Source organism: Achromobacter sp. ACM01, from assembly GCF_014851745.1.
Lineage (GTDB): Bacteria > Pseudomonadota > Gammaproteobacteria > Burkholderiales > Burkholderiaceae_B > Achromobacter > Achromobacter aegrifaciens.
Genome location: NZ_JACVAF010000003.1, coordinates 880,594 through 906,562 on the forward strand (window position 1 = coordinate 880,594; position 25,969 = coordinate 906,562).

The window sequence follows — 25,969 nt, forward strand, 5'->3', positions numbered from 1 at the left end:
AGCCCTTTCCTAGGCCGGCGCCCGTGCGGCGCCTGCGGAGCGCGGCGTGGTCAACGCGATCAGCGCCACTACGATCAAGGAATACGTCGGTACGCTGCGCATATTGCGGAACATCATTTCAGTCAGACTGAATGCGCAATAGCCCAGGCAGAACAGCAAGCCCAACTGCGCGCCGACACGTATGACACGGTCATTGCTGGCCAGCCGGCGCAGGAAAATGTAGGCCGGCACCAGATATAGCGCGAGTATGCTCAACAAGCCTAGCAGCCCGTATCCGGACAGGGCGGCGAGCAGGTCGTTGTGGGGTTCGCCGTAGCCTTCGACGACTTCGCGCGACACTACCCCGCGCTTCTCGAGCTCGGCCAGTTCCTTGCGGAAGTTGCTGGGCCCCACGCCCACGACAGGGCTCTTCTTGAACATCTCGATGGATGCCCGCCACAGTTGCAACCGGATGCCGAGCGAAGAGTCCCGGTCGGCTGATGTGGTGAAATCCTGTAGATCCGTCTTGACCGCCTGCATGCGGCTGCTGAAATGCCATAGCCCAGCCGCGCTGACGACCAGAGCCGCGCTGACCGCCAGCGCACAGTAGGCCTTGTGCCGACGGCTCCAGCCTCGCAACCCCAACAGGAACACCAGCGCCAGTATGGGGAGCAGCATCCAGCTGCTGCGAGTTTGGGAAACCCACGTCGCCCACACGCTCAGCCCGAAAGCCAGCACCTTGAGGCCGGTTGCAAAATGCGGCCAGGGCTTGCTCGGCCCCCACCTGATCGACAACAACGACATCATGCCGAACAGCAGGGTCATGTTCGCGAAGGAAACGGCGTTGTAGCGCCCTCCGATCTCGACGACCGCCTCGCGGCCCCACAACTTCATGGTGACGATCAGCATCGCCGATCCCGCCAGCGCGCCGGTTAAGATGCTCCACTGGATTTGCTTGAGCCAATCTTGCGGCGCTCTCAGCAACAGCCAGAGCACAGGCAGCGCCAGCGCGAACCGGAGCAGCTTTTCCAATTCGGAATCGCTCCATACGCCTCGCACGGCGGCCGTGATGAACATGCACAACAGCGGCAGCAGCAGCGCCAGCGCCATGGGCCACAAGGCCCGAGAATCCATCGGTTCGTAGCGTTTGATCGCGTTGGCGGCTAGCGCGGTCAATGCGATCAAACCGGTCAAATAGGCAATGGCGGGCCCGCCCACCGGGCTGGTCAACGCCAGCGCGGGAACCAACACCACCAGCGACGCGGCCAAGAAAACGTACAGTCGGGGCACTACACTCAACCTAGTAAAAACGAAACAAGCGCGACGCGCGCCATGCAGTTTGGTTAATCAGACAAAACCCGCCCGCCATGACGGCGGGCGGGTTTTGTGGACACGCGGGCGGCAAGCCGCCAGTTACATATTATCGATCATCACCTGGCCAAAGCCCGAGCACGACACCTGGGTCGCGCCTTCCAGCAGACGCGCGAAGTCGTACGTGACCTTCTTGGACAGGATGGATTTTTCCATGCTGGAGATGATCAGGTCCGCGGCTTCGGTCCAGCCCATGTGGCGCAGCATCATTTCGGCCGACAGAATTTCGGAACCGGGGTTCACGTAGTCCTTGCCTGCGTACTTCGGCGCAGTGCCGTGGGTAGCTTCGAACATGGCCACCGAATCAGACAGGTTGGCGCCCGGGGCGATGCCGATGCCGCCCACTTGCGCGGCCAGCGCGTCCGAGATGTAGTCGCCGTTCAGGTTCAGGGTGGCGATCACGTCGTATTCGGCCGGGCGCAGCAGGATCTGCTGCAGGAACGCGTCAGCAATCACGTCCTTGACGATGACCTCGCGGCCCGTCTTCGGATTCTTGAACTTGCACCACGGGCCGCCGTCGATCAGCGTCGCGCCGAATTCCTTCTGCAGCAGCGCGTAGCCCCAGTCGCGGAAGCCGCCTTCCGTGAACTTCATGATGTTGCCCTTGTGCACCAGGGTCAGCGACGTACGGTCATTGTCGATGACGTACTGCGCGGCCTTGCGCACCAGGCGCTCGGTGCCTTCGCGCGACACCGGCTTGATGCCGATGGACGAAGTGTTCGGGAAACGGATCTTCTTCACGCCGAGCTTGGTCTGCAGGAACTGGATCAGCTCCTTGGCCTGCTCGCTTTCGGCCATGTATTCGATGCCGGCGTAGATGTCTTCCGAGTTCTCGCGGAAGATCACCATGTTGGTCTTTTCGGGTTCGCGCACCGGCGAGGGCACGCCCTTGAAGTACGCCACCGGGCGCAGGCAGACGTACAGGTCCAGCTGCTGGCGCAGGGCCACGTTCAGCGAACGGATGCCGCCACCCACCGGCGTGGTCAGCGGGCCCTTGATCGACACCACGTAGTCCTTGACGACGTCCAGGGTCTCGTCGGGCAGCCACACGTCGGGGCCGTAGACCTTGGTGGCCTTCTCGCCGGCATAGACTTCCATCCAGTGGATCTTGCGCTTGCCGCCATAGGCCTTCTGCACCGCCGCGTCGACGACCTTGATCATCACCGGGGTGATGTCGGCGCCCGTGCCGTCGCCCTCGATGTAGGGGACGATGGGCTGATCGGGCACATTCAGCGAGAAATCAGCGTTGACCGTGATCTTCTGGCCGCCAGCGGGAACCTTGATATGTTGGTAGGACATGAATGCTCCATTTGCTCCGAGTGGTTTTTCTGCACGCGCCGGCATCGGGAAGCGTCCGTTCCGGCGGGGAAGATCGCCCACGGGAACCGCGCACTGGATGGCCGATAGCAACCAATTCTATATCGCAAAGGGGCCAGCGGGCCTGACGGCCCGCGCGCGGCGGTAAAATAATGCATCACCAGCCCGCTTTTCAGCCCCATCAGATGTTCAATCCCTCACGCGACCAAGTCCGCGAATTCTTCATCGAAGCCTGGCGCAAGCATCGCGCCTCCGAAGTGCTGACGCCGCTCGAGGCCATCGCGCTGGACTGGATCATCGAACATCCCGAATACCACGGCGACCTGGAAAACCCCGAGGCCATGACGGCCGAATACTCGGTGGAAAAGGGGCGCACCAATCCCTTTCTGCACCTGTCCATGCATCTGGCCATTGCAGAGCAGCTGTCCATCGACCATCCGCCGGGAATCCGGCAGGCCTACCAGCAGCTGGTGTCGCGCGGCGACGCGCACCAGGCCGCGCATGAAATCATGGAATGCCTGGGGCAGGTGGTGTGGGAAGCGCAGCGCCTGGGCACGCCGCTGGACAGCGACACCTATATCGACCTGATCCGCCAGCGCGCCAGCCGCTGAGCACCGCCCCCACGCTGCGCCTTCGGCTTGCTGCCCCCCGAGGGGGCTTTTTTTCCTTGGGACGGCCCGGCGGAAAAAGAAATGCCCCCACGCTGCGCCTTCGGCTTGCTGCCCCCCGAGGGGGCTTTTTTTCCTTGGGACGGCCCGGCGGAAAAAGAAAAGCCCTCGACCGAGGGCTTTCTTGTTTACGGAACCGGACGGCTTACCTGCGCACGCCCAGGTCGCTCGGCTGCGCCGACAGCCATGCCGCCACGTTGGAGATGTCCTGGTCGGACAGCTGGGTCGCGAAAGCGCCCATGATGGGGTTCTTGCGCACGTTGGCCGTGGCCGCGCTGCCGGACGCGCCGCGCTTGTAGGCCTTCAGGGCGTGAACCAGGTAGTCCGCGTGCTGGCCAGCCAGCGTCGGATAGGCCGGATCCACGGCCGTCTTGGCGTCGGCGCCGTGGCAGGAAGCGCAGTTGAATTTGTCGAAGACAGCCTTGCCGGCCGCCAGGTCCTGCGCCTGGGCGGCAACGCCCGTCATGGCCAGGGTCGCGCCCGCAAGGGCAAGCATGTAGCGATTCATGTGTTTGCCCCCTTACTTGAGATTCGAGTAGTACGCGGCCAGATCGGCGATGTCCTGGTCGGACAGGCTGCCGGCAATGGCGTCCATCGTGGGATGGCTGCGCGCGCCTTTCTTGTACTCGTTGAGGGCGGTTTCGATGTACTTGGCGTTCTGCCCAGCGATCATCGGCACGTGGTACAGCTCGGGAAACGTTGCCTTGTAGCCTTCGATGCCGTGGCAACCGATGCACATGGAAACCTTGTCGCGGGCGTTCTGGACATTACCGACCACTGCTGCGTCTGCAGCAACAGACTGGCCGGCGATCGCACAGGATGCCATCGCGGCCAACACGGATACCGTGTACTTCAGAGAGGTTCGCAACTTCATTGGAATGGCTCTTCTTGGTATGGCTAAGGACTAGGGCCTGCTCACACGAAAAGGCCCTCGGCAAACACGTTGCGGGTCGAACCCAAAGCAAAACCGCCTGATTGTACGATAATTGCTCAGGATTAATACCTTTACCATGGTATTGATCACCGTCAAATCTCAGAAGCCATCAGACCATGTCCGCAGCCCAGTCCGCTACTTCCGCCTCGCCAGACCGCTTCGACGGGACCGACAACTATGTCGCCACCGATGACCTGAAACTCGCCGTCAATGCCGCCCTCACCTTGCAGCGTCCGCTGCTGATCAAGGGCGAACCCGGCACCGGCAAGACCATGCTGGCCGAGGAAGTGGCGCGTGCGCTGGGACGGCCGCTGTTGCAGTGGCACATCAAGTCGACCACCAAGGCCCATCAGGGCCTGTATGAATACGACGCGGTGTCGCGCCTGCGCGACTCGCAGCTGGGCGACGAAAAGGTCCGCGACATTCGCAACTACATCGTGCAGGGCACGCTGTGGCAGGCCTTCCAGTCGCCTGAGCCGGTGGTGCTGCTGATCGACGAGATCGACAAGGCCGACATCGAATTCCCCAACGATCTGCTGCGCGAACTGGACCGCATGGAATTCCACGTGTACGAAACGCGCGAGACCATCTCCGCGCGGCACCGTCCGCTGGTCATCATCACGTCCAACAACGAAAAGGACCTGCCCGACGCTTTCCTGCGCCGCTGCTTCTTCCACTACATCCGTTTCCCCGACCGCGAAACCATGCGCGACATCGTGGCCGTGCACTACCCGCACCTGAAGCAGGACGTGCTGCGCGCGGCGCTGGACACCTTCTTCGCGCTGCGCGACGCGCCGGGCCTGAAGAAAAAACCGTCCACCTCCGAACTGCTGGATTGGTTGCGCCTGTTGCTGGCCGAGGGTTCGACCGCCGCCGAGATCGACGCGCACACGGCCACGGCGGTGCCGCTGATGGCCGGCGCGCTGCTCAAGAACGAGCAGGACGTGCACCTGCTGGAACGCCTGGCGGCCATGACGCGCGGCGGCCAGCGCCGCTGATCTGCCAGCAACGATCCGCCAGCAACTACCGGCAGCCCGCAAATGCTGATCGACTTCTTCTATCACCTCCGGGCGCATAAGCTGCCCGTCTCGGTCAAGGAATACCTGACCCTGGTGGACGCCCTGCGCCAGGATCTCATGGCGCCCACGCTGGACGAGTTCTACTTCCTGGCGCGCGCCACGCTGGTCAAGGACGAGGCGCTCTACGACCGCTACGACAAGGCTTTCGGCGCCTACTACAAGGGCATCGCGGCCGCCCTGCCCCCAGGCAAGGAAATCCCGCTGGACTGGCTCATCAAGCAGTTCGAAAAAAGCCTGAGCCCGGAAGAAAAAGCCGCAATCGAAAAGCACGGCTGGGACAAGCTGATGGAGCTCTTCAAGGAGCGCCTGGAAGAGCAGAAGGAACGCCACGCCGGCGGCAGCAAATGGATCGGCACCGGCGGCACCTCGCCTTTCGGCAATGGCGGCTACCACCCCGAAGGCATACGCGTGGGCGGCGACTCTGCCGGCAACCGCAGCGCGGTCAAGGTCTGGGACATGCGCCAGTTCAAGGACTACGACGATCAGGTCGAGCTGGGCACGCGCAACTTCAAGGTGGCGCTGCGCCGCCTGCGGCGCTTCGCAAGGCAAGGCGCCGAAATGGAACTGGACCTGGACGACACCATCGCCAGCACCGCGCGCAATGCCGGCCATCTGGACCTGCGCATGGTCCCCGAACGCCACAACACCGTGAAGGTGCTGATGCTGCTGGACGTAGGCGGCAGCATGGACGACCACATCGGACGCGTCGAGGAATTGTTCTCGGCGGCGCGCAGCGAATTCCGCAACCTGGAGGTCTACTACTTCCACAACTGCCCGTACGAAAGCCTGTGGCAAAGCAACCGCCGGCGCCAGAACGAACGCTTCGACACCTGGGACGTGCTGCGCAAGTACAACCCGGATTGGCGCCTGATCATCGTCGGTGACGCCACCATGAGCCCCTACGAAATCCTGCAGCCGGGCGGCTCCGTCGAGCACTACAACAAGGAGCCCGGCGCCGAATGGATGCGCCGCCTGCTGGACGCCTGGCCCAAATCGGTCTGGCTCAATCCCGAGCCCACCGCGTCCTGGCAATACCGCCAGTCCATCGCGCTGATGCGCGACATCATGCAGGGCCGCATGTACCCGGTGACGGTCGCCGGCCTGGAACAGGCCATGCGTGTGCTATCGAAGTAGGACTGCCGGTCACCCGTCGACCGGCTTTTCAGGCGTATCCAGCGTCAGCTGATAGAACGCCAGATCCAGCCAGCGTCCGAACTTGAAGCCTGCCTCGCGGATGGTGCCTGCATGCGTGAAGCCCAGCTTCTCGTGCAGGCGGATGCTGCCCTGATTGCTCGCGTCGATGCCGCCGACCAGCACGTGCACTTGATTGGCGCGCGCCCGCTGGATCAGCTCGCGCATCAGCGCCTCGCCCAAGCCCAGTCCGCGAAAACGTCCGTCCACGTACACGGAATGCTCCACCGAGTACTTGAAGGCCGGCCAGGCGCGGAAGGTGCCGTAGCTGGCGAAGGCCATCAGTTCGCCGTCGGCATTCTCGTACCCAAGCACCGGAAAACCGCCCTGCTGCTTGGTCTGGAACCAGCCCAGCATCGCCTCGCGCGGCCGCGGCTTGTAGTCGTACAGCGCGGTGGAATTGACGATGGCGTCGTTGAATATGGCCAGTATCTGGTCGGCATGGCGCTCATGCGTGCAATCGACCAGGGTTGCGCCATCCGGCGCGCGGGTTTCGGCGTGCGTAGTCATGGCGCAAATTGTAGCGACCCGCAAGGCCTTGCGGCGATTCGGCTTTCGGCCGCTGCAGGCAAAAAAAACCGGCGGAGCCGCCGGTTCAATTGGATCTTGCCGCTTCTGGCCACTCTCAGGCGGCGCGGCTCTCAGCAGATCGGGCGGCGGGCGGCTCGCCACGCAAGCCAGGGCAGTTGCGCCATGCAAGCTCATCCGCATCCATGTCCAGGTCGAACAGATCGTTGGCGGCGGGCCAGGGATGGCTGCGCGCCGCCGCGCCTTCCATTTCCAGCACGTGCCCGGCGAAGCCCCGTGGCGAGCCGCCGCACTCCGCGAAATATCGTTGTGTGCTCAAGTCCACCACATAGGTGGTCATGTCATGGGTCAATATGGCCACGAATTGGCCGTCATCACTGGCATAGGCGTACTGAAACTGTCCTTTGATCCCGTCGCCGCTCAATGGGCTGCCGGTCAATTGGGACAAGGCACGCGTGACGATCTCGGTCAGCATGGGTCGTTCCTCCGGTAAGTGCGCCGGCACAATGCCGGCGGCGAAGGCGCGAACGACAAGCACCGGCGCCGGGCAGAAAACGGCGTCTGGCGTTGGACGGGAAACCTGTGGGCGGGCTGTCGCGCATCCCGTCTGCAACTGGGTACTGCGTCTTGAAAAGCTTACACCCGTGGGCCGGGACAGCTCAAATCAGCCCCGTCATTTCGTCATATTGCGCCGCAACATCACAGCTGGACGCCCCTCCTGGACCCTTATGCCGCCGCAACTGGCACGGCTGCTTCACCTGTGTCACCAATTTGCCGCAATCGCCAGTCCTCACGCCCAATGCGGTACAGCACGTGTCGACACAGCGGATGCCCCTGTGGAACGGCGGGATGGTCGAAACCTTCCGGATCCTCCCTCATGCCCAAGCGGTCCATCACCGCGCGCGAACGCTGGTTGCCCGTGGCCGTGAAGGCCACGATCTCATCCAGTCCCACCTGCTCGAACCCCGCGCGCAAGGCCGCCTCGGCGGCTTCGCTGGCGTAGCCCTTGCCCCAGTGCCGCTGCGCCAGGCGCCAGCCTATCTCCACGCCTGGCGCGAACGGCAGGGTGGGCGCCAGCGGCTTGATGCCGACAAAACCGATGAAGGGCGCCACGCCTGGCGCCTCCACGGCCCAGAAGCCCCAGCCGTGCTCGTCGATGCCGGCTGCCAGCCGGTCGGCAAGCGCATCGCTTTCCTGTGCATTCAGCGGCAGCAGGTACTCGGCGACGCGGGGGTCCTGGTTCAGCGCCGCGAAAGGTTCACGGTCGGCGGCGCGCCATTGGCGCAGCACCAGGCGCGGCGTTTCGACTTCCAGGGATAGAGACATGACGGACTTCCTTGCTTGCTTGCGGTCCCGGGCCGCGCGCCGCGGACAACGCCGCGCCGCGCCCCTGAACCATTGCCAACGTATACACTCCAACGGATTCTGCCATGCCAAAGGAATTGTCTGCCATGCGCCTGTCCCTGTCGAAGCTGCCGCGCCCGCTGAGCGTGCTGCTGTTTTCCTCCTTCCTGGCCTTTCAGGCCGGCGCCGCCAGCCTGCCGGCGGGCGTCTCGGAGGCCGCCTCGATCGAAGGCATCACCGAATACCGCCTGGCCAACGGCCTGAGGGTGCTGCTGGTTCCCGATGAATCCAAGCCGTCCACTACCGTCAACATGACCTACCTGGTGGGCTCGCGCAACGAGAACTACGGCCAGACAGGCATGGCTCACCTACTGGAGCACATGCTGTTCAAGGGCACCTCGACCACCCGCAACGCCATGGGCGAGTTCTCGCGCCGCGGCTTGCAGGCCAATGGTTCGACCTCCAGCGACCGCACCAACTACTTCGCCAGCTTCGCCGCAAACCCCGACACGCTCAAGTGGTACCTGGGCTGGCAGGCCGACGCCATGGTCAATTCCCTGATCGCCAAGGAAGACCTGGACTCGGAAATGACCGTAGTCCGCAACGAAATGGAAAGCGGCGAAAACAGCCCCTTCCGCATCCTGATGCAGAAGATGCAGGCCGCGGCCTTCCAGTGGCACAGCTACGGCAAGAACACCATCGGCGCCCGTTCCGACGTCGAGAACGTGGACATCGGCCAGTTGCGCGCCTTCTATCACGAGTACTACCAGCCCGATAACGCCGTGCTGATCGTGGCGGGCAAGTTCGACCCGCAGGCGACCCTGGCCGACATCGAGGAAACGCTGGGCAAGCTGCCCAAGCCCGAACGCAAGCTCCCGCCCGAATACACGGTGGAACCCGTGCAGGACGGTGAACGTTCCGTAACCCTGCGCCGCACGGGCGGCACGCCGCTGGTCGCGGCCATGTACCACATTCCTGCCGCCGGCAGCGCCGACTTCGTGCCGCTGGACCTGGCCGCCACCATCCTGGCCGACACGCCCTCGGGCCGTCTCTACCATGCCTTGGTCCCGACCAAGCTGGCCTCGGGCGTGTTCGGCTTCACCATGGAAAACCTGGATCCGGGCCTTGCGATGTTCGCCGCCCAGCTGACGCCGGGCAAGAGCCTGGACGCCGCCATGAAGGCGCTGACCGGCACGCTGGAGACCCTGGACAAGAAGCCCTTCACACAGCAGGAGCTGGACCGCGCCCGCAGCAAATGGCTGACTGCCTGGGAACAGACCTATAGCGATCCCGAACAGGTCGGCGTGGCGCTGTCCGAGGCCATCGCCGCCGGCGACTGGCGCCTGTTCTTCCTGCAGCGCGACCGCGCCCGCAAGGCCACGCTGGCCGAAGTGCAGCGCGCCGCGACCACCTACCTGGTCCAAAGCAACAGCATCGAAGGCCGCTACATCCCCACCGAGAAGCCCGTGCGCGCGCCGCAAGAACAACGGGTGGACCTGACGGCCGTCTTCAAGGACTACAAGGGCGATCCGGACTTCAAGGCCGCATCGGCCTTCGACCCCACGCCCGAGAACATCGACAAGCTGACGCAGCGCAATAAGCTGGACCTGCCCAACGGCTCCGTGCAGTTGGCGCTGCTGCCCAAGGCCACGCGCGGCAACCGGGTGCAGGCGCAGATGCTGATCCAGTTCGGCAACGAAAAAGACCTGCTCGGCCAACGCGTGAATTCCAGCGCCGTGGCCGACCTGCTGACCCGCGGCACGGCCAAGCTGTCGCGCCAGGACATCCAGGACCGCCTGGACAAGCTGCAGGCCGAACTCGGCTTCAGCGGCGGCGGCACCACGCTCAAGATCGCCATGTCGACCAAGGGCGAAAACCTGCCCGAACTCACCGCGCTGGCATTGGACATCGTCCGCAACGCCAACTTCCCCAAGGAGCAACTGGAGGAATATCAGCGCCAGCTCGAAACCTCGATCCAGAACGCCATGACCGAACCGTCGGCACTGGCCGGACGCGCGCTGGCCCGCCAGGACAATCCGTGGCCCGCCAATGACCTGCGCTACGTGCCGACCTTCGAGGAATCGCTGGCCGGCGTGCGCGCCCTGAACCGCGACGCCCTGGTCAAGTTCCATTCCAAGTTCTACGGCGCCGGCAACATCGAGTACTCGGCGGTGGGCGATTTCGAGCCCGCAGCCGTGGAAAAGGCGCTCAAGACCGGTTTGGCCGGCTGGAAAAAGGCTCCTGGCTACACGCGCGTGCCCAATCCGTACCGCGACATTCCCGCCAAGCAGTTCGACATCGACACGCCCGACAAGGCCAATGCGTTCTACATTTCGCGCATGCCGCTGAAGCTGCAGGACACGGACGCGGACTACGCCGCGCTGTACCTGGCCAACTACCTGTTCGGCGCCTCCGAAACCTCGCGCCTGTGGAACCGCGTACGCGAAACCGACGGCCTCTCGTACAACGTGCGCAGCTCGCTGTCGGTCTCGTCGTTCGAGCCCTCCGCCAGCTGGACCATGTACGCCATCTACGCGCCGCAAAACCGCGAGCGCCTGGAAAAGGCCATCGGCGAAGAACTGGCGCGCGTGCTGAAGGACGGCTTCACGGACAAAGAAATCTCGGACGGCATCACGGCCCTGCTGAACTACCGCAATCTGGCCCGCGCCCAGGACGACGTCCTGGCCAGCACCTGGCTGGATTACATGCAGCGCGGCCGCACCTTCGCCTGGTCGGCCGACATGGACAAGAAGATCTCCGCGCTGACGGCCGATTCGGTCAATGCGGCTTTGCGCAAGTATCTGCGCGCGGACGGTTTCAGCACCGCGGTTGCCGGCGACTTCAAGAAGAAGCCGGCGCCCTGACCAGGCCCGCCTCGCTCAAGCCCCGCTGCGGCGGGGCTTTTTTTGGCTTTCCGGCGCTGGTCAGCTCACCAAAATTCACCAGAACGCCCCCCGACTATGCCAAAAATGGATGAAATCATAAAAGCGAACGTGATTACTCGATTATTTGGAAAGATGTTTTCAAGGAATACGGGTTTATCCCAGGTGGGATAACGAGCACAATTCAGTCATCGGGAACACACAACGAACCACGACGGAGGGCCGCCGGATTCGGTCCCCAACCAAGACGAATTGGAGGTCTACCATGAAAACCCTAACCACCACCCTGCTGCTATCCCTGGCCCTGGTTGGCGTTGGCGCCCAAGCCGCCGGCGTTGAACAAGCCAAGAGCAGCGCCCAGGTCGCCACTGAACTGCAGCAAGCCAAGATCAGCGGCCAGTACACCTTCGGCGAGCTGGACTATCCGCCCGCCCTGCCCCAGACCACCAGCCTGAGCTCGCAGGAAGTGCAAGCCCAGCTGCAACAAGCCAAGGTCAGCGGCCAGTACACCTTCGGTGAACTGGAATACCCGGCGGCTGTATCCGCCCCCGCCAGCGCCAAGACCAGCGCTGAAGTCCAGCAGGAACTGGCGCAAGCCAAGGCCAGCGGCCAATACACGTTCGGCGAACTCGAGTACCCGCCGATCACCCGGTGAGCTGCTTGCTGTGGCCCGGCCGGCCTCGGACGGCATCATGGTTTGAGGCCGGTTTTTATCGGCGACAGCGGCGGTCGAAGTAGCAGTAGAAGTAGCAGTAGCTGTGGAAGTAGCAGTAGAAGCTGAAGTTGAAGTTGCAGTCGATACAGCAGTTGCAGTACTCGCAGTAGCAGTAGCACTGGACCGCGGCGCAAGCCGCGGTCTTTTCATATGCGCGCTGCCCCCGCCCCCACGCCCTCGCCGGGCAAAAAAAAGCCGCGATCATGATCGCGGCTTTTTGCATGCCTCAGCCAATTCAGCTGAAGAATTCCTTCACCCGGTCGGTCCAGGACTTGCTTTGCGGCGAATGGCGGTCGCCGCCATCGTTCAGCGAAGCCTCGAACTGGCGCAGGATGTTCTTCTGGTCGTCGCTCAGGCGCACGGGCGTTTCCACCACTACATGGCAGTACAGATCGCCCGGGTAGCTGCCGCGCACGCCGCGGATGCCCTTGCCGCGCAAGCGGAAGGTCTTGCCCGACTGCGTGCCTTCGGGGATCGAGATTTCGGCCTTGCCGCCCAGCGTCGGTACCTGAAGCTCGCCGCCCAGCGCCGCCGACGTGAACGGAATGGTCAGTTCGCAATGCAGGTCGTCGCCGTCGCGCTGGAAGATCTTGTGCTGCTTGATGTGGATTTCCACATACAGATCGCCCGGAGGACCGCCGTTGATGCCCGGTTCGCCGTTGCCGCTGGAGCGGATGCGCATGCCGTCATCGATGCCGGCCGGAATCTTGACCTGCAGCGTCTTGTTGCGGCGGATGCGGCCCACGCCGTCGCAGGCGGGGCAGGGATCGGTGATTTCCTTGCCGTTGCCGTGGCAGGTCGGGCAGGTCTGCTGCACGCTGAAGAAACCCTGCTGCATGCGCACGGCGCCCGAGCCGCCGCAGGTGCGGCAGGTCTTGGGCGAGGTACCGGCCTTGGCGCCGGAACCGTGGCAGGTGTCGCAGTTTTCCCAGCTGGGCACGCGGATCTCGGTGTCGAAACCGGCCGCGGCCTGCTCCAGCGTGATTTCCAGCGCGTACTTCAGGTCGGCGCCGCGGTAAACCTGCGGGCCGCCGCCACGGCGGCCACCGCCGCCGCCGCCGAAGATTTCGCCGAAGATGTCGCCGAACGCGTCGGCGAAACCGCCACCCATGCCGCCGCCCATGCCGGCGGAGTTGGGGTCCACGCCCGCGTGGCCGTAGCGGTCGTAGGCGGCGCGCTTCTGATCGTCACCCAGGACCTCGTAGGCTTCCTTGGCTTCCTTGAACTTCTCTTCGGCTTCTTTGCTGTCCGGATTGCGGTCCGGATGGTACTTCATGGCCAGCTTTCGATAGGCCTTCTTGAGGTCGTCGTCCGAGGCGTTCTTCGCTACGCCCAAGACTTCGTAATAGTCACGTTTTGCCATGATCCGTGGGCTCGAAAACGAGCCTTCTTTTCAGTGCTACAGAATGAGTACGCCCGGTAGGCGGATTTCTCCGGCTACCGGGCGGCAGAGGCAGGTCAGCGCCCGGCCATTATTGGTCGCGCTTGACTTCCTTGAAGTCGGCGTCGACGACATTGTCGTCCACCGGCTTCGCGTTGTCGGCCGCTTGCTGCTGGCCGGCGGCTTGCTGCGCCTGCATGTCGGCGTACATCTTTTCGCCCAGCTTCTGCGAAACCGTCGACAGGGCTTCCACCTTGGCGTCAATCGCGGCCTTGTCGCCGTCCTTCAGCGTGTCTTCCAGTTCCTTGATGGCGGCTTCGATGCCTTCCTTTTCGGAAGCCTCGAGCTTGTCGCCATATTCGGTCAGCGACTTGCGGGTGGCATGCACCAGCGCGTCGGCCTGGTTGCGCGACTGGGCCAGTTCGGCAACGCGGTGATCTTCCTCGGCATTGGCCTCGGCATCCTTGACCATGCGCTGGATCTCGTCTTCCGACAGACCCGAGTTGGCCTTGATGGTGATCTTGTTTTCCTTGCCGGTGCCCTTGTCCTTGGCGGACACGTGCAGGATGCCGTTGGCGTCGATGTCGAAGGTGACTTCGATCTGCGGCATGCCGCGGGGCGACGGCGGGATCCCTTCGAGGTTGAACTCGCCCAGGGCCTTGTTGCCCGCAGCGATTTCGCGCTCGCCCTGGAACACCTTGATCGTCACGGCCGGCTGGTTGTCGTCAGCGGTCGAGAAGGTCTGCGAGAACCGGGTCGGAATGGTCGTGTTCTTCTGGATCATCTTGGTCATCACGCCGCCCAGGGTTTCGATGCCCAGGGACAGGGGGGTGACGTCCAACAGCAGCACGTCCTTGCGGTCGCCCGACAGCACGGAACCTTGAATGGCGGCGCCAGCGGCGACGGCTTCATCGGGGTTCACGTCCTTGCGCGGATCCTTGCCGAAGAATTCCTTCACCTTTTCCTGGACCTTGGGCATGCGGGTCATGCCGCCGACCAGGATCACGTCGTCGATGTCGGAAACCTTCACGCCGGCGTCCTTGATGGCCACGCGGCAGGGCTCGATCGTGCGTTCGATCAGTTCTTCGACCAGCGCTTCCAGCTTGGCGCGCGTGATCTTCAGGTTCAAGTGCTTCGGGCCCGAGGCATCCGCCGTGATGTACGGCAGGTTGATTTCGGTCTGTTGCGCCGAGGACAGCTCGATCTTGGCCTTTTCTGCCGCTTCCTTCAGGCGTTGCAGGGCCAGCACGTCCTTGGACAGGTCAACGCCTTGTTCCTTCTTGAACTCGGCAATGATGTAGTCGATGATGCGCTGGTCGAAGTCTTCGCCGCCCAGGAAGGTGTCGCCGTTGGTCGACAGCACTTCGAACTGCTTTTCGCCGTCCACATCGGCGATTTCGATGATGGACACGTCGAACGTGCCGCCGCCCAGGTCATAGACGGCGATCTTGCGGTCGCCCTTTTCGGTCTTGTCCAGGCCGAACGCCAGCGCGGCAGCGGTGGGTTCGTTGATGATGCGCTTGACTTCCAGACCGGCGATGCGGCCAGCGTCCTTGGTGGCCTGGCGTTGGCTGTCGTTGAAGTAGGCGGGCACGGTGATGACGGCCTCGGTCACTTCTTCGCCCAGGTAGTCCTCGGCGGTCTTCTTCATCTTGCGCAGCACGTCGGCCGACACTTGGGGAGGCGCCATCTTCTTGCCGCGCACTTCCACCCAGGCGTCGCCGTTGTCGGCCTTGACGATGGCATAGGGCATCAGGTTGATGTCCTTCTGCACCGCCTTCTCTTCGAACTTGCGGCCGATCAGGCGCTTCACCGCATACAGGGTGTTGCGCGGGTTGGTCACGGCCTGGCGCTTGGCCGGCGCGCCGACCAGGGTTTCGCCATCGTCCATGTAGGCGACGATGGAGGGGGTGGTGCGAGCGCCTTCCGCGTTTTCAATGATTTTGACCTGCCCGCCGTCCATGACAGCCACGCAGCTGTTGGTCGTGCCCAGGTCAATGCCAATAATCTTGCTCATGGTCGGTTACCTTGATTGAATCTATGAAAATAGGGAGAAACTTCTTGTCCCCACATAACTGGGGCTGCCCGCAGGGTTTTTCAAGACGCCTGGCCGGAATTTTCTACAGCCGTTTCCTGCAGGCGGCGCATGGCCGCGGTGAACTGCGGCAGGCCGGGCCAGCCGGTGACGCGGCCCAGCCGCTTGCCAGCGCGGTACAGCACAAAAGTGGGGACACCATGCAGCGAGAAGCGCCTTCCCAGCGCTTCGTCCGCGTAGACGTCGGCTTCGAACCAGGTCAGCCCCAGCTCCAGCAGCGCGTCCCGGTGCAGCAAGGCGGTCTGCTTGAAAATATTGCAGTTATAGCAATCCTGTCCCCAGAGGAACACGCAGCGCAGATCCGTCCCCGGCGCCTGCACCACCGCCGCGTCGAATCCCTCGGTGTTGACGTGCCGCATGCCGAACACCTGGAATATCTGGGCGGGGTCGAACCGGGGATCCGTCATGGCGCGCCGCCTGCTCAGCCCTGGCCGGCGGACACCACGACCAGCGCTGGGCGCAAGGTCCGGTCGGCGATGGCGTAGCCCTTTTGCAGCAGCTGGACCACGGTATTGGCGGGCTGCTCGGCGGGGATGGACGAAATGGCCTGGTGCAGGTGCGGGTCGAACTTGTCGCCCTGTGCCGGCGCGATTTCCTTGAGCAGATTGCGCTCGAAGGCGGCCGTCAGCTGCTTGAGGGTCACTTGGACGCCTTCGCTCAGGGTTTCAACGGTTTGCTCAGGCTGGGCCAGCGCTGCTTCCAGGCTGTCCTTGACCGGGACCAGGCTTTCCGCGAACGACTCGATGCCGAACTTGCGCGCCTTGGACACGTCTTCCTGTGCACGGCGGCGCACGTTCTCGGCTTCGGCCCGGATGCGCAAAAGCTGGTCCTGCTGCTCATTGACGGTAGCCTGGGCGGCGTCCAGCTGGGCGCGCAACTCGTTCAGCTCGGCCTGCACGGCGTCCTCGGCGGCGGAGGCCGCATCGGCGTTCTGGCCGACTTCGGGCGTCTGATCTACAGGCTCGTTGGGTGCCGTCATGGGGAATCCTCCAAAAAGTATGGCTTTCGCAGACATGAATGGGGGCCAATACCCCTATTTCAAGCCCGGGAAAGCAAATATTCCCTGACGGCGCCAGCCAGCAGAGGCAGGCGGAATGTAATCAGAAATCCGCCCAATTTCTGCCAAATGCCGTCAAATCTCAGACTGCAAGCATAGATTCAGCGCTTTTCGACGCCATCCGGCAAATGGCGGACGCCCTCTGCGCCAGGCTATTTCTTGTGCGGCTGTGCGGGCGCCACCGGGTCGCTGGCGGGAAAACTGTCCTTCAGGGCGCGGTCCACGGCGCGGTCCTCATCTGGCTCGGGGCTGATCGCGATGGGGTCGCTGGCGGGGAAGGTCTCGGCAAGCGCCTCGTCCAGTTCGTGTTCCACCTGATCTTCGTCCACCGGGGTACTGACCTGCCCCTTTTTGACGATCTTTCCAGTCTTGGGATCATGGTGCATGCGCCTTCTCCTTCAAGTCCGTGATTTGCGTGGGCCACCCCTGCAAGTGGCGTGCCACCAGGTCGGCCAGCCCTGCGATCCAGGCCGGATCGTCGTTGATCGCCGGGATGTAGCGGAAACGCTTGCCGCCGGCCCCGATAAAGGCGTCGCGGCACTCCAGGCTGATCTCTTCCAGGGTTTCCAGACAGTCTGCCACAAAACCCGGGCACACCACATCGACCTCGGTAACCCCGGCGGCGGCCAGCGCCTTCAGGGTCGGTTCGGTATAGGGCTCCAGCCAGCGGGCCGTACCGAAACGGCTCTGGAAGGTCACCTCGACCTGTTCGCGCGGCAGCGACAGGCGTTGGCCCAGCAGGCGCGCCGTTTCCATGCAGTCGCGGTAGTACGGGTCGCCCAGTTCGATCGAATAGCGCGGCAGGCCGTGAAAGCTCATGACCAGCTTCTGCGGTTTGCCGTGCTCTTGCCAATAGCGTTCGATGCGACCGGCTAGCGCGTCCAGATAGGCCGGCTCTTCGTGGAAACGCTTGATGAAGCGCAGCTCGGGCTGGTCGCGCAGGCGGCCGGCATGGCGGGTGACCGCATCCACCACCGTGGCGGTGGTGCTGGCGGCGTACTGCGGATAGAGCGGGACGGTCAGTATGCGTTCGCAGCCCTGCCGGCGCAGCCGGGAAATGGCGTCCGGGATCGAGGGGTTGCCGTAACGCATGCCCAGCTCCACCACGGCGTCGATTCCGGCCTCGGCCAAGGCCGCGCGCACACCATCGGCCTGTCGCTGGCTGTACACCATCAGGGGCGAGCCTTCCTTCATCCAGACGCCGGCGTAGCGCGGCTCCAGCTTCTTGGGCCGCATCGTCAGCACCAGGCAATGCAGGATGGGCTTCCACAGATAGCGCGGGATCTCGATCACGCGCGGGTCGGACAGGAACTCGCCCAGGTATTTGCGTATGTCTTGCTTACCCGGGGTGTCCGGGGTACCCAGGTTCACCAGCAGCACGCCGACCTTGGCCGGCCCGCGAGGCGCGGGGTCTTCGTTGAAGGGGTCCTCCTGCTCGGGTTCCGGCAGATAGCGCTCAGGCCACAGGTACTTGAACAGGCGAAGAAACACAAACACTCCCCTTCCTCCGCAAGGAGGACGTAGCTTCGGATGGACCTACTGGTTGTGGCTGAGGGCGTTGGACAGCAAGCGCGCCGTGATATCCACGATGGGAATGACGCGTTCGTAGGCCATGCGCGTGGGACCGATCACGCCCAGCGTGCCCACGACCTTGCCGTCCACGCCGTAAGGCGCGGTGATGACCGAGACCTCTTCCATCGGCACCAGCTGCGAATCGCCGCCGATGTAGATCTGCACGCCCTGGGCGCGGGTGGACACGTCCAGGAGCTGCAGCAGGTCGGTCTTTTTCTCGAACAGCGAGAACATCTTGCGCAGGCGGTCCATGTCGGAGGCGATATCGGTCACGTCCAGCAACTTGCGCTCGCCGGAAATGACCATGGCATCGCCGTCCTCGGCGGCTTCCGCGCTGGCTTCGACCGCGGCCTGCATCAGGCGCGAGATGTCCTCGCGCAATTGCGCCAGTTCGGTCGACAGGGTTTGCCGCACGACATTGAAGGACTTGCCGGCGAAATGCATGTTGAAGAAATTGCCGGCTTCCAGCAGTTCCGCTTCGGCATAGTCGCGCTGAACGAAAAGGATGCGATTTTGAACATCGCCGTCGGGCGTGACGATGATGAGCAGCACGCGCTTATCGGACAGGCGGATGAATTCGATCTGGCGGAACACCTGGGCGCGCTTGGGCGTGAGCACCACTCCCGCGAACTGGGTCAGGTTGGACAGCAGGGCCGCGGCGGCATTGACGGCGCGCGTGGGTTCGGCGGCCGCCAGCATCTCGCCCATGTTGTGCGGTTCGAGCTGGTAGGACTGCACCGCCAGCAGCGAATCGACGAACATGCGGTAGCCCCGCGGCGTGGGCACGCGGCCGGCGGAGGTGTGCGGGCTGTGGATCAGTCCCAGTTCTTCGAGATCCGCCATCACATTGCGGATCGTGGCCGGGGACAAGTCGAATACTTTCGATAGCGTCCGCGAGCCGACTGGCTGCCCATCGGCGATATAGCGTTCGATCAACGCTTTCAGTAGTGCGCGTGCGCGGTCATCCATAACAAGTATTTTAGGGAATCTTTTTCAATTGAGGCGATTTTTGTCCCGCAAGCACATATGCGGCCCCATATAATCGGCTAAACCGCCCATTCCGGGCAGGTTTCGGCTTCTGGTCCGGCCTTTTTTGATACGCAAGCAGCCATGCATTTTCCTACCGTAGCCCTGATCGGCAGATACCAGGACACCGGCCTGGACACACCGCTGAGAGCACTCGCCCACGCGCTGACGCAAGCGGGCCGGCAGGTGCTCATCGATGCGGACACGGCGCGCAACACCGGGCTGACCGAATACCCCGTCGCCACGCTCGAGGAAATCGGCAAGACCGCGTCGCTGGCCGTCGTCATGGGCGGCGACGGCACCGTGCTGGGCGCCAGCCGCCACCTTGCTCCCTATGGCATGCCGCTGGTCGGCATCAACCACGGACGCCTGGGCTTCATCACCGACATCGCGTTGCAGGACGCGCATGGCGCGCTGGCGCGCGTGCTCGAAGGCAGCTTCCAGATCGAGGAACGCATGCTGCTGGAAGGCAGCGTGTGGCGCGGCGATCAGAAAATGTATTCCGCGTCGGCCCTGAACGACGTGGTGCTGAACCGCGCGGGACGCGGCGGCATGATCGAAGTGCGGGTGGAGCTGGACGGCGCCTTCATGTACACGCAGCGCGCCGACGGCCTGATCATCGCCACGCCTACGGGCTCCACCGCGTATGCGCTGTCGGCCAACGGTCCCATCCTGCATCCGGGCATGAACGCCATGGTGCTGGTGCCGGTGGCGCCGCAAACCCTGTCCAACCGCCCCATCGTCATTCCCGACTCCGGCGTGCTGAACATGACGCTCACGGCCATGGGCCGCGTGGAAGTCGGCGCCAGCGTGCATTTCGACATGCAGACCTGGTCCGACCTGCAGCCGGGCGACCGCATCGTCGTGCAGCGCGCGCCCTATACCATCCGCTTCGTGCATCCCGAAGGCTACAGTTTCTTCTCCACCCTGCGCCGCAAGCTGCACTGGAACCTGATGCCCGAAGCCTCCGACAACGTAGAGTAGTAAGCGCCCCGACATGCTGCGCACCCTGCATATCCGCGACTTCGTCATCGTCGAACAGACCGAGATCCATTTCGGCCCCGGCTTTACCGTCTTTTCCGGTGAGACCGGCGCAGGCAAATCCATACTGGTGGACGCGCTGGCGCTCACGCTGGGCGAACGCGGCGACGCCAGCATGCTGCGCGAGGGCGCGCCGCGCGCCGACATCACCGCGGTCTTCGATACCCCCAAGGGCCTGATCGCCTGGCTGCAAGAGCGCGAGATCGACGCCGACACGGAACTGTCCCTGCGCCGCGTCATCGACGCCCAGGGCCGCAGCCGCGCCTACATCAATGGCACGCCGGCCACCGTGGCGCAATTGCGCGAACTGGGCGACAGCCTGGTCGACATCCACGGCCAGCATGCGCACCAGAGCCTGATGCGCGCCGACGCCCAGCGCGACCTGCTGGATGCCCACGGCGGCCATGGCGAACTGCGCAACTCGGTCGGCCAGGCCTGGAAGCAATGGCGCTCGTTGGCGCGCCAGCTGGAATCCGCCGAAAAGGACGCCGCAAGCCTGGCTACCGAACGCGACCGCCTGCAATGGCAGGTCGACGAACTCGATCAGCTGAATCTCGGTCCCGACGAATGGGATGCGCTGCAGTCCGAGCACACCCGCCTGTCGCATTCGCAATCCCTGCTGGATGGCGCCAACCAGATCCTCGAAGGGCTGGACGGCGAAGGCGATTCCGCGCACCACCGGCTCACCGCGGCCAACCACCGCATCCAGCAGATGCTGCGCCACGATCCCGGCTTGCAGGGCGTCTACGATGAACTGGAATCGGCCCGCATCGCGATCAGCGAGGCCGTATCGGACCTGAACAACTACGTCAGCCGAGTCGATCTCGATCCTCAGCGGCTCGTAGCGGTCGAGGCGCGCCTGGGCCTGGTATTCGAAACCGCTCGCAAATTCCGCGTCGAGCCCGACGCGCTTTGCGAGCTGCGCGACACGCTGCATGCGCAGCTCAAGGCGCTGCAAGCCGCGGGCGACATCGATGCCCTGCGCGCCCAGACGCAAGCTGCGCAGGCGCAATACGACGCCACGGCCGCCAAGCTGACGACGGCGCGCCGCAAGGTCGCCAAGGACCTGGGCAAGCAGGTCACGCAAGCCATGCAGACGCTGGCCATGCAGGGCGGCAAGTTCGAACCCACGCTGGCCGAATCGGCGCCGTCCGCGCACGGCAACGAGCAGGTTGAATTCCTGGTGGCCGGCCATGCCGGCACCACGCCGCGGCCGCTGGCCAAGGTGGCTTCGGGCGGCGAACTGTCGCGGATTTCGCTGGCGCTGTCGGTCATCGCCAGTCGCGCTGCGCGCGTGCCGACGCTGATCTTCGATGAAGTCGACAGCGGGGTGGGCGGCGCGGTGGCCGAGGCCGTCGGCAAGCTGCTGCGCGAGCTCGGCGAACGTCATCAGGTGCTGTGCGTGACCCACCTGCCCCAGGTCGCGGCCTGCGCCAACAACCAATTCCTGGTCAGCAAGGCGGAATCGCGCGGCGCCACCCGCTCCAGCATCGAGGAACTGGACGCTTCCTCCCGCGTCGAGGAAATCGCGCGCATGCTGGGCGGCATCAAGCTCACCGCGACCACCCGCGAACACGCCCGCGAAATGCTGGAAGGTTTCGGGCAGAACTGAAGCGCTGGCCCGCCGCTTTACGGCGGGACGCCGGCAAAAACAGGGCCGATTCGCGCCATAAAAAAATCCCCTTCACATTGAAGGGGATTTGGATCTCACGGACCCGCTGCGAGCGTAGCCGCGGGCCGTAGGCAGGGCCGGATCAGCGGCCCTTCATGCAACTGCCGCAGATGCCATACAACACCATGGCGTGGCTTTCCAGCGCGAAGGAGTTGTCCTTGGCAATCTTTTGCTGACGCTTTTCGATTTCGGGGTCCGAAAACTCGACCACCTTGCCGCAATTCGTGCAGATCAGGTGATCGTGGTGATCGCCGTCGTTGAGCTCGAACACCGCCTTGCCGCTGTCGAACTGGCTGCGGGCAAGGATGCCGGCCTGTTCGAACTGGGTCAGGACGCGATAGACGGTGGCCAGCCCGATTTCGACGTTTTCGCCGATCAGGGCGCGATAGACGTCTTCGGCGCTCAGGTGCCGTTGATCCGATTTCCGGAAAATATCAAGAATTTTCAGGCGGGGAAACGTCGCCTTCAAACCCATGTTCTTCAGTTCGCTTTGGTCGCTCATGGTGTAATCGCTCTCCGTCCGCGTTGGCATGGGCAGGATAGGTTCACCGCGAGCCGGCTCACCGAAATCATGCCGCCACGCGGAACTATCCTTATGAAACCTTTATGATAACGGTTTTGTCTGCTTCCAAATAATAGGGGCGCGTAGTGTCCATGATTGCACGAATTCCCTCCCGCTCGCTGAAGACCGGCCTGGCGGTGGCCGCTCTGGCCGTCGCCCTGGCTGGATGCTCGGGGGACAAGTGGGGCTTCCCCTACAAGGCCGGCGTCCAGCAAGGAAACTGGATCACCCAGGAGCAGGTCGCCCTGCTGCAGCCCGGCATGACGCGCGAGCAGGTGCGCTTCGCCCTCGGCAGCCCCACGCTGACCAGCGTGCTGCACGCCAACCGCTGGGACTACCCCTACTACTACAAGCCTGGCTACGGCGAAGCCCAGGAACGCAAATTCACCGTCTGGTTCGAGAACGACCGCCTGACCCGCTGGGAAGGCGACAAGCAGCCAGAACTGCAGCCTTACCAGATCAATACGCCCAACGCCGTCGCCGACGAAAAGGCAGACAAGCGCCTCATCGAAGAAGAAACCCGCCAGAAGGAAGAGGAAGACCAGCGCAAGCGCGACTCCGCCGCCCCGGTCAGCCCCCTCAACCAGTACCCTGGCCAGCCCGGCAACGCCCCAGAGCCGCTCAAGTAACACCAAGGACTATCTATGCGTATCGCAATTGCCGGCGCCAGCGGCCGTATGGGCCAGATGCTGATCGAAGCCGTGCTGAACACCTCCGGCCTGCAGCTCGCCGTGGCGCTGGACCGCCAGGGCTCGGCCGCGCTGGGCCAGGACGCCGGCGCGCCGCTGGGCAAGCAGACGGGCGTGGCCATCACCGATGACCTTGACGCCCTGGCCCAGGCCGACTGCCTGATCGACTTCACCCGCCCCGAAGGCACGCTTGAACACTTGCAGGCCTGCGTCAAGCACGGCGTGAACGCCGTCATCGGCACCACCGGTTTCGACGACAACGGCCGCGCCGCGATCGAAGTCGCCGCCCAGAAGATCGGCATCGTCTTCGCGCCCAACATGAGCGTGGGCGTGAACGCCACGCTCAAGCTGCTGGACATGGCCGCTCGCATCCTGAACTCCGGCTACGACGTCGAAGTCTTCGAAGCGCACCACCGCAACAAGGTCGACGCGCCTTCGGGCACCGCGCTGAAAATGGGCGAAACCATCGCTTCGGCCTGGAACGTGGCCCTGCCGGACGTCGCCACCTGGAGCCGCCACGGCGATACCGGCGTGCGCAAGCCGGGCACCATCGGCTTCTCGGTGCTGCGCGGCGGCGACATCGTCGGCGACCACACCGTGTCCTTCTGCGGCACCGGCGAACGCATCGAGATCACGCACCGCTCGGCCAGCCGCGCCACCTACGCGGAAGGCGCCCTGCGCGCCGCCCGCTTCCTGGAAGGCAAGCACAACGGCCTGTACGACATGCAATCGGTGCTGGGCCTCTGAAGCCCAAGCCCTCGCCTGCAAAAAAGGACCCTGCGGGGTCCTTTTTTCTTGCCCGGTCCAAACGGCCTCACACCACCACGGGTTCCGGTTCGAGCCGCACGCCGTAGCGCTCGGACACCGCGGCCTGGATGGCATGCGCCAAGCCCATGATGTCGGCCGCCGTGGCCCCGCCGCGATTGACCAGTACCAGAGCCTGGCGCTCATGCACGCCCGCGGCCCCCAGCGAGCGGCCCTTCCAGCCGCATTGGTCTATCAGCCAGCCGGCCGCCAGCTTGTAGCCGCCGTCGGGCTGGACGTAGGACACCAGACCGGGAAAACGGTCCAGCAGCCTGTCCCGCACTTGCGCCGACACGATAGGGTTCTTGAAAAAACTGCCTGCGTTGCCCGTCACCGCCGGATCGGGCAGCTTGGCGCGGCGGATCTCGCACACCGCGTCGAAGATATCGCGGGCGCTCGGCTGTCCCGCCGCCAGCCGCGCGTGGCGCTGCAAATCAGGGTAGCCCAGCACAGGCCGCCAGGGCCGGGGCAAGGCGAAACGCACACTCACGATGACCCAGCGTCCGGGCTCGTCGTGCTTGAACACGCTGTCGCGGTAGGAAAAGCGGCAATCGGCCGCGCTCATTTCGACCAGGCGCCCTGCGCGCACGTCCCAGGCGGTCAGGCTGTGGAAACGCTCCTGCAGTTCAACGCCGTAAGCGCCGATGTTCTGCACCGGTGCCGCGCCCACCGTACCCGGGATCAGCGCCAGGTTTTCCAGCCCGTCCCAGCCCTGGTTCACGCAGGTTTCGACAAAGCCGTGCCAGGTCTCGCCGCCCGCCGCCTCGATCAGCCAGGCATCCGGACGAGCTTCCAGCAAGCGCACGCCCTTGAACGCGACGCGAGCCACCAATCCCTGCACCTGGCTCGGCAATACCAGATTGCTGCCTCCCCCCAGCACCAGCAGGGAAGACGCCTCGTGCGCCAGCTGCGACAACGCCGGCAACTGCGCCGCATCTTCCAGGGTCACAAAGGCCCCGGCCCGCGACGCCAGGCCCAACGTATTCAGCCGGGTGAGATCCTGGCTGACGGGCGACAAGGCTGGGGACGGAAGAACTTTGGCGGGAGAATTTGACATGGATGCTGCGGATTGCTATAGTTTCTGTCTTCGCTCATATTACTTGATTGAGTGCTTGCCCTGAATTTCAGGCTTTGTTCGCAAACTGCTTGCAGTGAACAGACCCAAATAAGTCCAGGCCAAGACAAGCTCAAAAAAATCATGTAGAATGCGCGCCTTCTGATCGATAACCAAGTTGATCAGAGTGAATAAGAAAACAGGTTCTGGCTGTTTCAAGTGCAGAACCCATGCGGGAGTAGCTCAGTTGGTAGAGCGCAACCTTGCCAAGGTTGAGGTCGCGAGTTCGAGACTCGTCTCCCGCTCCAAATTCTGATTTCCAGATTCTTTCTGGAAATCCTTGAGAAAGGGCCTTCGGGCCCTTTTTTCATTTCTGCTCGCAACGCGGGCATCTCCCCACGCTGCCTGCGGCCATATTGCGCCGCCCTCTCCGTCCCCCACTGTCACACGCCCTATGACATACGCGGCCTTGGCCTGCGTCATTCATGCTGGACGCCAGGACAATTTTCGTGGATTCGAGGAAGCCCGCGCCCTGCCCGGCTTCCGTACCATTCATTACGTCCTAGGACAAACAAAACGGCGCGGTGGCAGAGTGGTCATGCGGCAGATTGCAAATCTCCTGAGGTTGGTTCGATTCCAGCCCGCGCCTCCAAGACCAGCCTGGCATGTCGGCCCATGAGGCACGGGTGCCGGGACGCAGCCGCCCTGGCGGCACGCCAAGGAGATCGCCTTGATTCAAGTCACCCTGTTCCACGACGGTTGCAATCTCTGCCTGGGCATAGACCGCAACATGGCCGCGGCCTTCGCGACGCCTCAGCATCGCTACGAATCATTCGATCTCGCGCGGCAGCCCGGGTCCGCCGCCCAGGCCCGGGCGCTTGGCATCACCCGCCTGCCGTCCCTCGTCATCGATGGTCGTGTGCTGCGCCTGGAAGACCATTCCCCCATCGAGCACTACGTCTGAGATTGGCGCGGCCGGATCCGAGCCCGTTGCGATGCTCCCGCTCT

The 25,969-nt window shown here is 63.8% G+C and carries 26 protein-coding genes and 2 tRNA genes; 12 read left to right on the forward strand and 16 right to left on the reverse strand.

The annotated features are described in order from the left end of the window. Nucleotides 1–9: 9 nt before the first annotated feature. Complete coding sequence (locus IB268_RS18805) at nucleotides 10–1,269, reverse strand: O-antigen ligase family protein (protein WP_192354628.1); 1,260 nt, start codon at nucleotides 1,267–1,269, stop codon at nucleotides 10–12. A gap of 123 nt (nucleotides 1,270–1,392) precedes the next feature. After that, nucleotides 1,393–2,649 carry an NADP-dependent isocitrate dehydrogenase gene (gene icd, locus IB268_RS18810; RefSeq protein ID WP_125472148.1) on the reverse strand — a complete coding sequence of 419 codons (1,257 nt, stop codon included), beginning with the start codon at nucleotides 2,647–2,649 and terminating at the stop codon, nucleotides 1,393–1,395. Nucleotides 2,650–2,852: 203 nt separating this feature from the next. On the opposite strand from icd, the gene IB268_RS18815 reads away from it, so the two are divergent. Next, nucleotides 2,853–3,278: a DUF1841 family protein gene (locus IB268_RS18815; protein ID WP_192354629.1), complete on the forward strand. Its 426-nt coding sequence runs from the start codon at nucleotides 2,853–2,855 to the stop codon at nucleotides 3,276–3,278. Nucleotides 3,279–3,480: 202 nt separating this feature from the next. On the opposite strand, the gene IB268_RS18820 is transcribed toward IB268_RS18815, so the two are convergent. Continuing rightward, entirely contained in the window at nucleotides 3,481–3,843 is a 363-nt protein-coding gene (locus IB268_RS18820; RefSeq protein ID WP_054450058.1) for a cytochrome c, read from the reverse strand. 12 nt (nucleotides 3,844–3,855) lie between these two features. Further along, nucleotides 3,856–4,209 (reverse strand): cytochrome c, encoded by a 354-nt coding sequence (locus IB268_RS18825; protein WP_013391872.1) that lies wholly within the window; start codon nucleotides 4,207–4,209, stop codon nucleotides 3,856–3,858. Nucleotides 4,210–4,385: 176 nt separating this feature from the next. On the opposite strand from IB268_RS18825, the gene IB268_RS18830 reads away from it, so the two are divergent. Together IB268_RS18830 and IB268_RS18835 are read left to right on the forward strand one after the other, a co-directional pair. After that, nucleotides 4,386–5,267 (forward strand): MoxR family ATPase, encoded by an 882-nt coding sequence (locus IB268_RS18830; protein ID WP_042796600.1) that lies wholly within the window; start codon nucleotides 4,386–4,388, stop codon nucleotides 5,265–5,267. A gap of 42 nt (nucleotides 5,268–5,309) precedes the next feature. Then, nucleotides 5,310–6,482: a VWA domain-containing protein gene (locus tag IB268_RS18835; RefSeq protein ID WP_054450056.1), complete on the forward strand. Its 1,173-nt coding sequence runs from the start codon at nucleotides 5,310–5,312 to the stop codon at nucleotides 6,480–6,482. A gap of 9 nt (nucleotides 6,483–6,491) precedes the next feature. Here IB268_RS18835 and IB268_RS18840 read toward each other — a convergent pair whose 3' ends face one another. The 3 genes from IB268_RS18840 to IB268_RS18850 form a co-directional block, all read right to left on the reverse strand. After that, a complete protein-coding gene (locus tag IB268_RS18840; protein ID WP_119450767.1) occupies nucleotides 6,492–7,049 on the reverse strand; it encodes a GNAT family N-acetyltransferase in 558 nt (185 codons plus the stop codon). A gap of 115 nt (nucleotides 7,050–7,164) precedes the next feature. Further along, nucleotides 7,165–7,542, reverse strand: coding sequence for a hypothetical protein (locus IB268_RS18845; RefSeq protein WP_054450052.1), 378 nt, complete (start codon nucleotides 7,540–7,542; stop codon nucleotides 7,165–7,167). Nucleotides 7,543–7,793: 251 nt separating this feature from the next. Next, on the reverse strand, nucleotides 7,794–8,393 hold the full coding sequence (locus IB268_RS18850) for a GNAT family N-acetyltransferase (protein WP_125472152.1): 600 nt from the start codon (nucleotides 8,391–8,393) through the stop codon (nucleotides 7,794–7,796). A 125-nt stretch (nucleotides 8,394–8,518) separates the two neighbouring features. On the opposite strand from IB268_RS18850, the gene IB268_RS18855 reads away from it, so the two are divergent. Then, a complete protein-coding gene (locus IB268_RS18855) occupies nucleotides 8,519–11,275 on the forward strand; it encodes a pitrilysin family protein (RefSeq protein WP_192354730.1) in 2,757 nt (918 codons plus the stop codon). Between the two features lie 283 nt (nucleotides 11,276–11,558). Then, on the forward strand, nucleotides 11,559–11,948 hold the full coding sequence (locus IB268_RS18860) for a DUF4148 domain-containing protein (RefSeq protein WP_119450764.1): 390 nt from the start codon (nucleotides 11,559–11,561) through the stop codon (nucleotides 11,946–11,948). Between the two features lie 295 nt (nucleotides 11,949–12,243). On the opposite strand, the gene dnaJ is transcribed toward IB268_RS18860, so the two are convergent. From dnaJ to hrcA, 7 genes are all read right to left on the reverse strand, one after another. Next, a complete protein-coding gene (gene dnaJ, locus IB268_RS18865) occupies nucleotides 12,244–13,371 on the reverse strand; it encodes a molecular chaperone DnaJ (protein WP_059373782.1) in 1,128 nt (375 codons plus the stop codon). A gap of 109 nt (nucleotides 13,372–13,480) precedes the next feature. Further along, entirely contained in the window at nucleotides 13,481–15,406 is a 1,926-nt protein-coding gene (gene dnaK, locus IB268_RS18870; RefSeq protein WP_054450039.1) for a molecular chaperone DnaK, read from the reverse strand. 80 nt (nucleotides 15,407–15,486) lie between these two features. Next, nucleotides 15,487–15,891, reverse strand: coding sequence for a thioredoxin family protein (locus tag IB268_RS18875; protein ID WP_192354630.1), 405 nt, complete (start codon nucleotides 15,889–15,891; stop codon nucleotides 15,487–15,489). Nucleotides 15,892–15,905: 14 nt separating this feature from the next. Beyond that, complete coding sequence (grpE, locus tag IB268_RS18880; protein WP_054450035.1) at nucleotides 15,906–16,463, reverse strand: nucleotide exchange factor GrpE; 558 nt, start codon at nucleotides 16,461–16,463, stop codon at nucleotides 15,906–15,908. 230 nt (nucleotides 16,464–16,693) lie between these two features. Beyond that, the gene (locus tag IB268_RS18885) at nucleotides 16,694–16,927 is read right to left on the reverse strand and encodes a hypothetical protein (protein WP_013391860.1); all 234 of its coding nucleotides are present in this window, start codon (nucleotides 16,925–16,927) and stop codon (nucleotides 16,694–16,696) included. Then, complete coding sequence (gene hemH, locus IB268_RS18890; RefSeq protein WP_054451294.1) at nucleotides 16,917–18,032, reverse strand: ferrochelatase; 1,116 nt, start codon at nucleotides 18,030–18,032, stop codon at nucleotides 16,917–16,919. Before hemH ends, IB268_RS18885 begins: the two co-directional genes overlap by 11 nt. Before the next feature lie 45 nt (nucleotides 18,033–18,077). Beyond that, nucleotides 18,078–19,082, reverse strand: coding sequence for a heat-inducible transcriptional repressor HrcA (gene hrcA / locus IB268_RS18895; protein WP_054450033.1), 1,005 nt, complete (start codon nucleotides 19,080–19,082; stop codon nucleotides 18,078–18,080). 141 nt (nucleotides 19,083–19,223) lie between these two features. Here hrcA and IB268_RS18900 point away from each other — a divergent pair, with 141 nt between their 5' ends. Both IB268_RS18900 and recN read left to right on the forward strand, forming a co-directional pair. Further along, nucleotides 19,224–20,123: an NAD kinase gene (locus IB268_RS18900; RefSeq protein WP_054450031.1), complete on the forward strand. Its 900-nt coding sequence runs from the start codon at nucleotides 19,224–19,226 to the stop codon at nucleotides 20,121–20,123. A 13-nt stretch (nucleotides 20,124–20,136) separates the two neighbouring features. Then, nucleotides 20,137–21,792: a DNA repair protein RecN gene (recN, locus tag IB268_RS18905; protein ID WP_192354631.1), complete on the forward strand. Its 1,656-nt coding sequence runs from the start codon at nucleotides 20,137–20,139 to the stop codon at nucleotides 21,790–21,792. A 142-nt stretch (nucleotides 21,793–21,934) separates the two neighbouring features. Here recN and fur read toward each other — a convergent pair whose 3' ends face one another. Further along, nucleotides 21,935–22,354 (reverse strand): ferric iron uptake transcriptional regulator, encoded by a 420-nt coding sequence (gene fur, locus IB268_RS18910; RefSeq protein ID WP_043543731.1) that lies wholly within the window; start codon nucleotides 22,352–22,354, stop codon nucleotides 21,935–21,937. A gap of 152 nt (nucleotides 22,355–22,506) precedes the next feature. Between fur and IB268_RS18915 the strand changes: the two genes are divergently transcribed. Beyond that, nucleotides 22,507–23,043 carry an outer membrane protein assembly factor BamE gene (locus IB268_RS18915; protein WP_192354632.1) on the forward strand — a complete coding sequence of 179 codons (537 nt, stop codon included), beginning with the start codon at nucleotides 22,507–22,509 and terminating at the stop codon, nucleotides 23,041–23,043. Between the two features lie 15 nt (nucleotides 23,044–23,058). Continuing rightward, on the forward strand, nucleotides 23,059–23,850 hold the full coding sequence (dapB, locus tag IB268_RS18920; protein WP_192354633.1) for a 4-hydroxy-tetrahydrodipicolinate reductase: 792 nt from the start codon (nucleotides 23,059–23,061) through the stop codon (nucleotides 23,848–23,850). A gap of 67 nt (nucleotides 23,851–23,917) precedes the next feature. Here the strand turns inward: dapB and murB are convergent, their stop codons facing one another. After that, the gene (gene murB, locus IB268_RS18925; protein WP_054450023.1) at nucleotides 23,918–24,964 is read right to left on the reverse strand and encodes a UDP-N-acetylmuramate dehydrogenase; all 1,047 of its coding nucleotides are present in this window, start codon (nucleotides 24,962–24,964) and stop codon (nucleotides 23,918–23,920) included. A 229-nt stretch (nucleotides 24,965–25,193) separates the two neighbouring features. Between murB and IB268_RS18930 the strand changes: the two genes are divergently transcribed. The 3 genes from IB268_RS18930 to IB268_RS18940 all read left to right on the forward strand — a co-directional run bounded on the left by IB268_RS18930 (nucleotide 25,194) and on the right by IB268_RS18940 (nucleotide 25,925). Next, nucleotides 25,194–25,269, forward strand: a tRNA-Gly gene (locus tag IB268_RS18930). A gap of 270 nt (nucleotides 25,270–25,539) precedes the next feature. Beyond that, nucleotides 25,540–25,613: transfer RNA gene (locus IB268_RS18935), tRNA-Cys, on the forward strand. Nucleotides 25,614–25,691: 78 nt separating this feature from the next. Beyond that, nucleotides 25,692–25,925 (forward strand): hypothetical protein, encoded by a 234-nt coding sequence (locus IB268_RS18940; protein ID WP_192354634.1) that lies wholly within the window; start codon nucleotides 25,692–25,694, stop codon nucleotides 25,923–25,925. Nucleotides 25,926–25,969 lie beyond the last annotated feature (44 nt).

Excerpts from the sequence above, each read along its gene's own strand:
- IB268_RS18860 (WP_119450764.1), top strand. The coding sequence starts at position 11,559 with ATGAAAACCCTAACCACCACCCTGCTGCTATCCCTGGCCCTGGTTGGC.
- IB268_RS18825 (WP_013391872.1), bottom strand. The coding sequence starts at position 4,209 with ATGAAGTTGCGAACCTCTCTGAAGTACACGGTATCCGTGTTGGCCGCG.
- IB268_RS18840 (WP_119450767.1), bottom strand. The coding sequence starts at position 7,049 with ATGACTACGCACGCCGAAACCCGCGCGCCGGATGGCGCAACCCTGGTC.
- murB (WP_054450023.1), bottom strand. The coding sequence starts at position 24,964 with ATGTCAAATTCTCCCGCCAAAGTTCTTCCGTCCCCAGCCTTGTCGCCC.
- IB268_RS18915 (WP_192354632.1), top strand. The coding sequence starts at position 22,507 with ATGATTGCACGAATTCCCTCCCGCTCGCTGAAGACCGGCCTGGCGGTG.
- IB268_RS18900 (WP_054450031.1), top strand. The coding sequence starts at position 19,224 with ATGCATTTTCCTACCGTAGCCCTGATCGGCAGATACCAGGACACCGGC.
- grpE (WP_054450035.1), bottom strand. The coding sequence starts at position 16,463 with ATGACGGCACCCAACGAGCCTGTAGATCAGACGCCCGAAGTCGGCCAG.
- IB268_RS18820 (WP_054450058.1), bottom strand. The coding sequence starts at position 3,843 with ATGAATCGCTACATGCTTGCCCTTGCGGGCGCGACCCTGGCCATGACG.
- hrcA (WP_054450033.1), bottom strand. The coding sequence starts at position 19,082 with ATGGATGACCGCGCACGCGCACTACTGAAAGCGTTGATCGAACGCTAT.
- icd (WP_125472148.1), bottom strand. The coding sequence starts at position 2,649 with ATGTCCTACCAACATATCAAGGTTCCCGCTGGCGGCCAGAAGATCACG.
- dapB (WP_192354633.1), top strand. The coding sequence starts at position 23,059 with ATGCGTATCGCAATTGCCGGCGCCAGCGGCCGTATGGGCCAGATGCTG.
- IB268_RS18830 (WP_042796600.1), top strand. The coding sequence starts at position 4,386 with ATGTCCGCAGCCCAGTCCGCTACTTCCGCCTCGCCAGACCGCTTCGAC.
- dnaK (WP_054450039.1), bottom strand. The coding sequence starts at position 15,406 with ATGAGCAAGATTATTGGCATTGACCTGGGCACGACCAACAGCTGCGTG.
- IB268_RS18855 (WP_192354730.1), top strand. The coding sequence starts at position 8,519 with ATGCGCCTGTCCCTGTCGAAGCTGCCGCGCCCGCTGAGCGTGCTGCTG.
- IB268_RS18875 (WP_192354630.1), bottom strand. The coding sequence starts at position 15,891 with ATGACGGATCCCCGGTTCGACCCCGCCCAGATATTCCAGGTGTTCGGC.
- recN (WP_192354631.1), top strand. The coding sequence starts at position 20,137 with ATGCTGCGCACCCTGCATATCCGCGACTTCGTCATCGTCGAACAGACC.
- IB268_RS18835 (WP_054450056.1), top strand. The coding sequence starts at position 5,310 with ATGCTGATCGACTTCTTCTATCACCTCCGGGCGCATAAGCTGCCCGTC.
- fur (WP_043543731.1), bottom strand. The coding sequence starts at position 22,354 with ATGAGCGACCAAAGCGAACTGAAGAACATGGGTTTGAAGGCGACGTTT.
- dnaJ (WP_059373782.1), bottom strand. The coding sequence starts at position 13,371 with ATGGCAAAACGTGACTATTACGAAGTCTTGGGCGTAGCGAAGAACGCC.
- IB268_RS18845 (WP_054450052.1), bottom strand. The coding sequence starts at position 7,542 with ATGCTGACCGAGATCGTCACGCGTGCCTTGTCCCAATTGACCGGCAGC.
- IB268_RS18850 (WP_125472152.1), bottom strand. The coding sequence starts at position 8,393 with ATGTCTCTATCCCTGGAAGTCGAAACGCCGCGCCTGGTGCTGCGCCAA.
- IB268_RS18815 (WP_192354629.1), top strand. The coding sequence starts at position 2,853 with ATGTTCAATCCCTCACGCGACCAAGTCCGCGAATTCTTCATCGAAGCC.
- IB268_RS18885 (WP_013391860.1), bottom strand. The coding sequence starts at position 16,927 with ATGCACCATGATCCCAAGACTGGAAAGATCGTCAAAAAGGGGCAGGTC.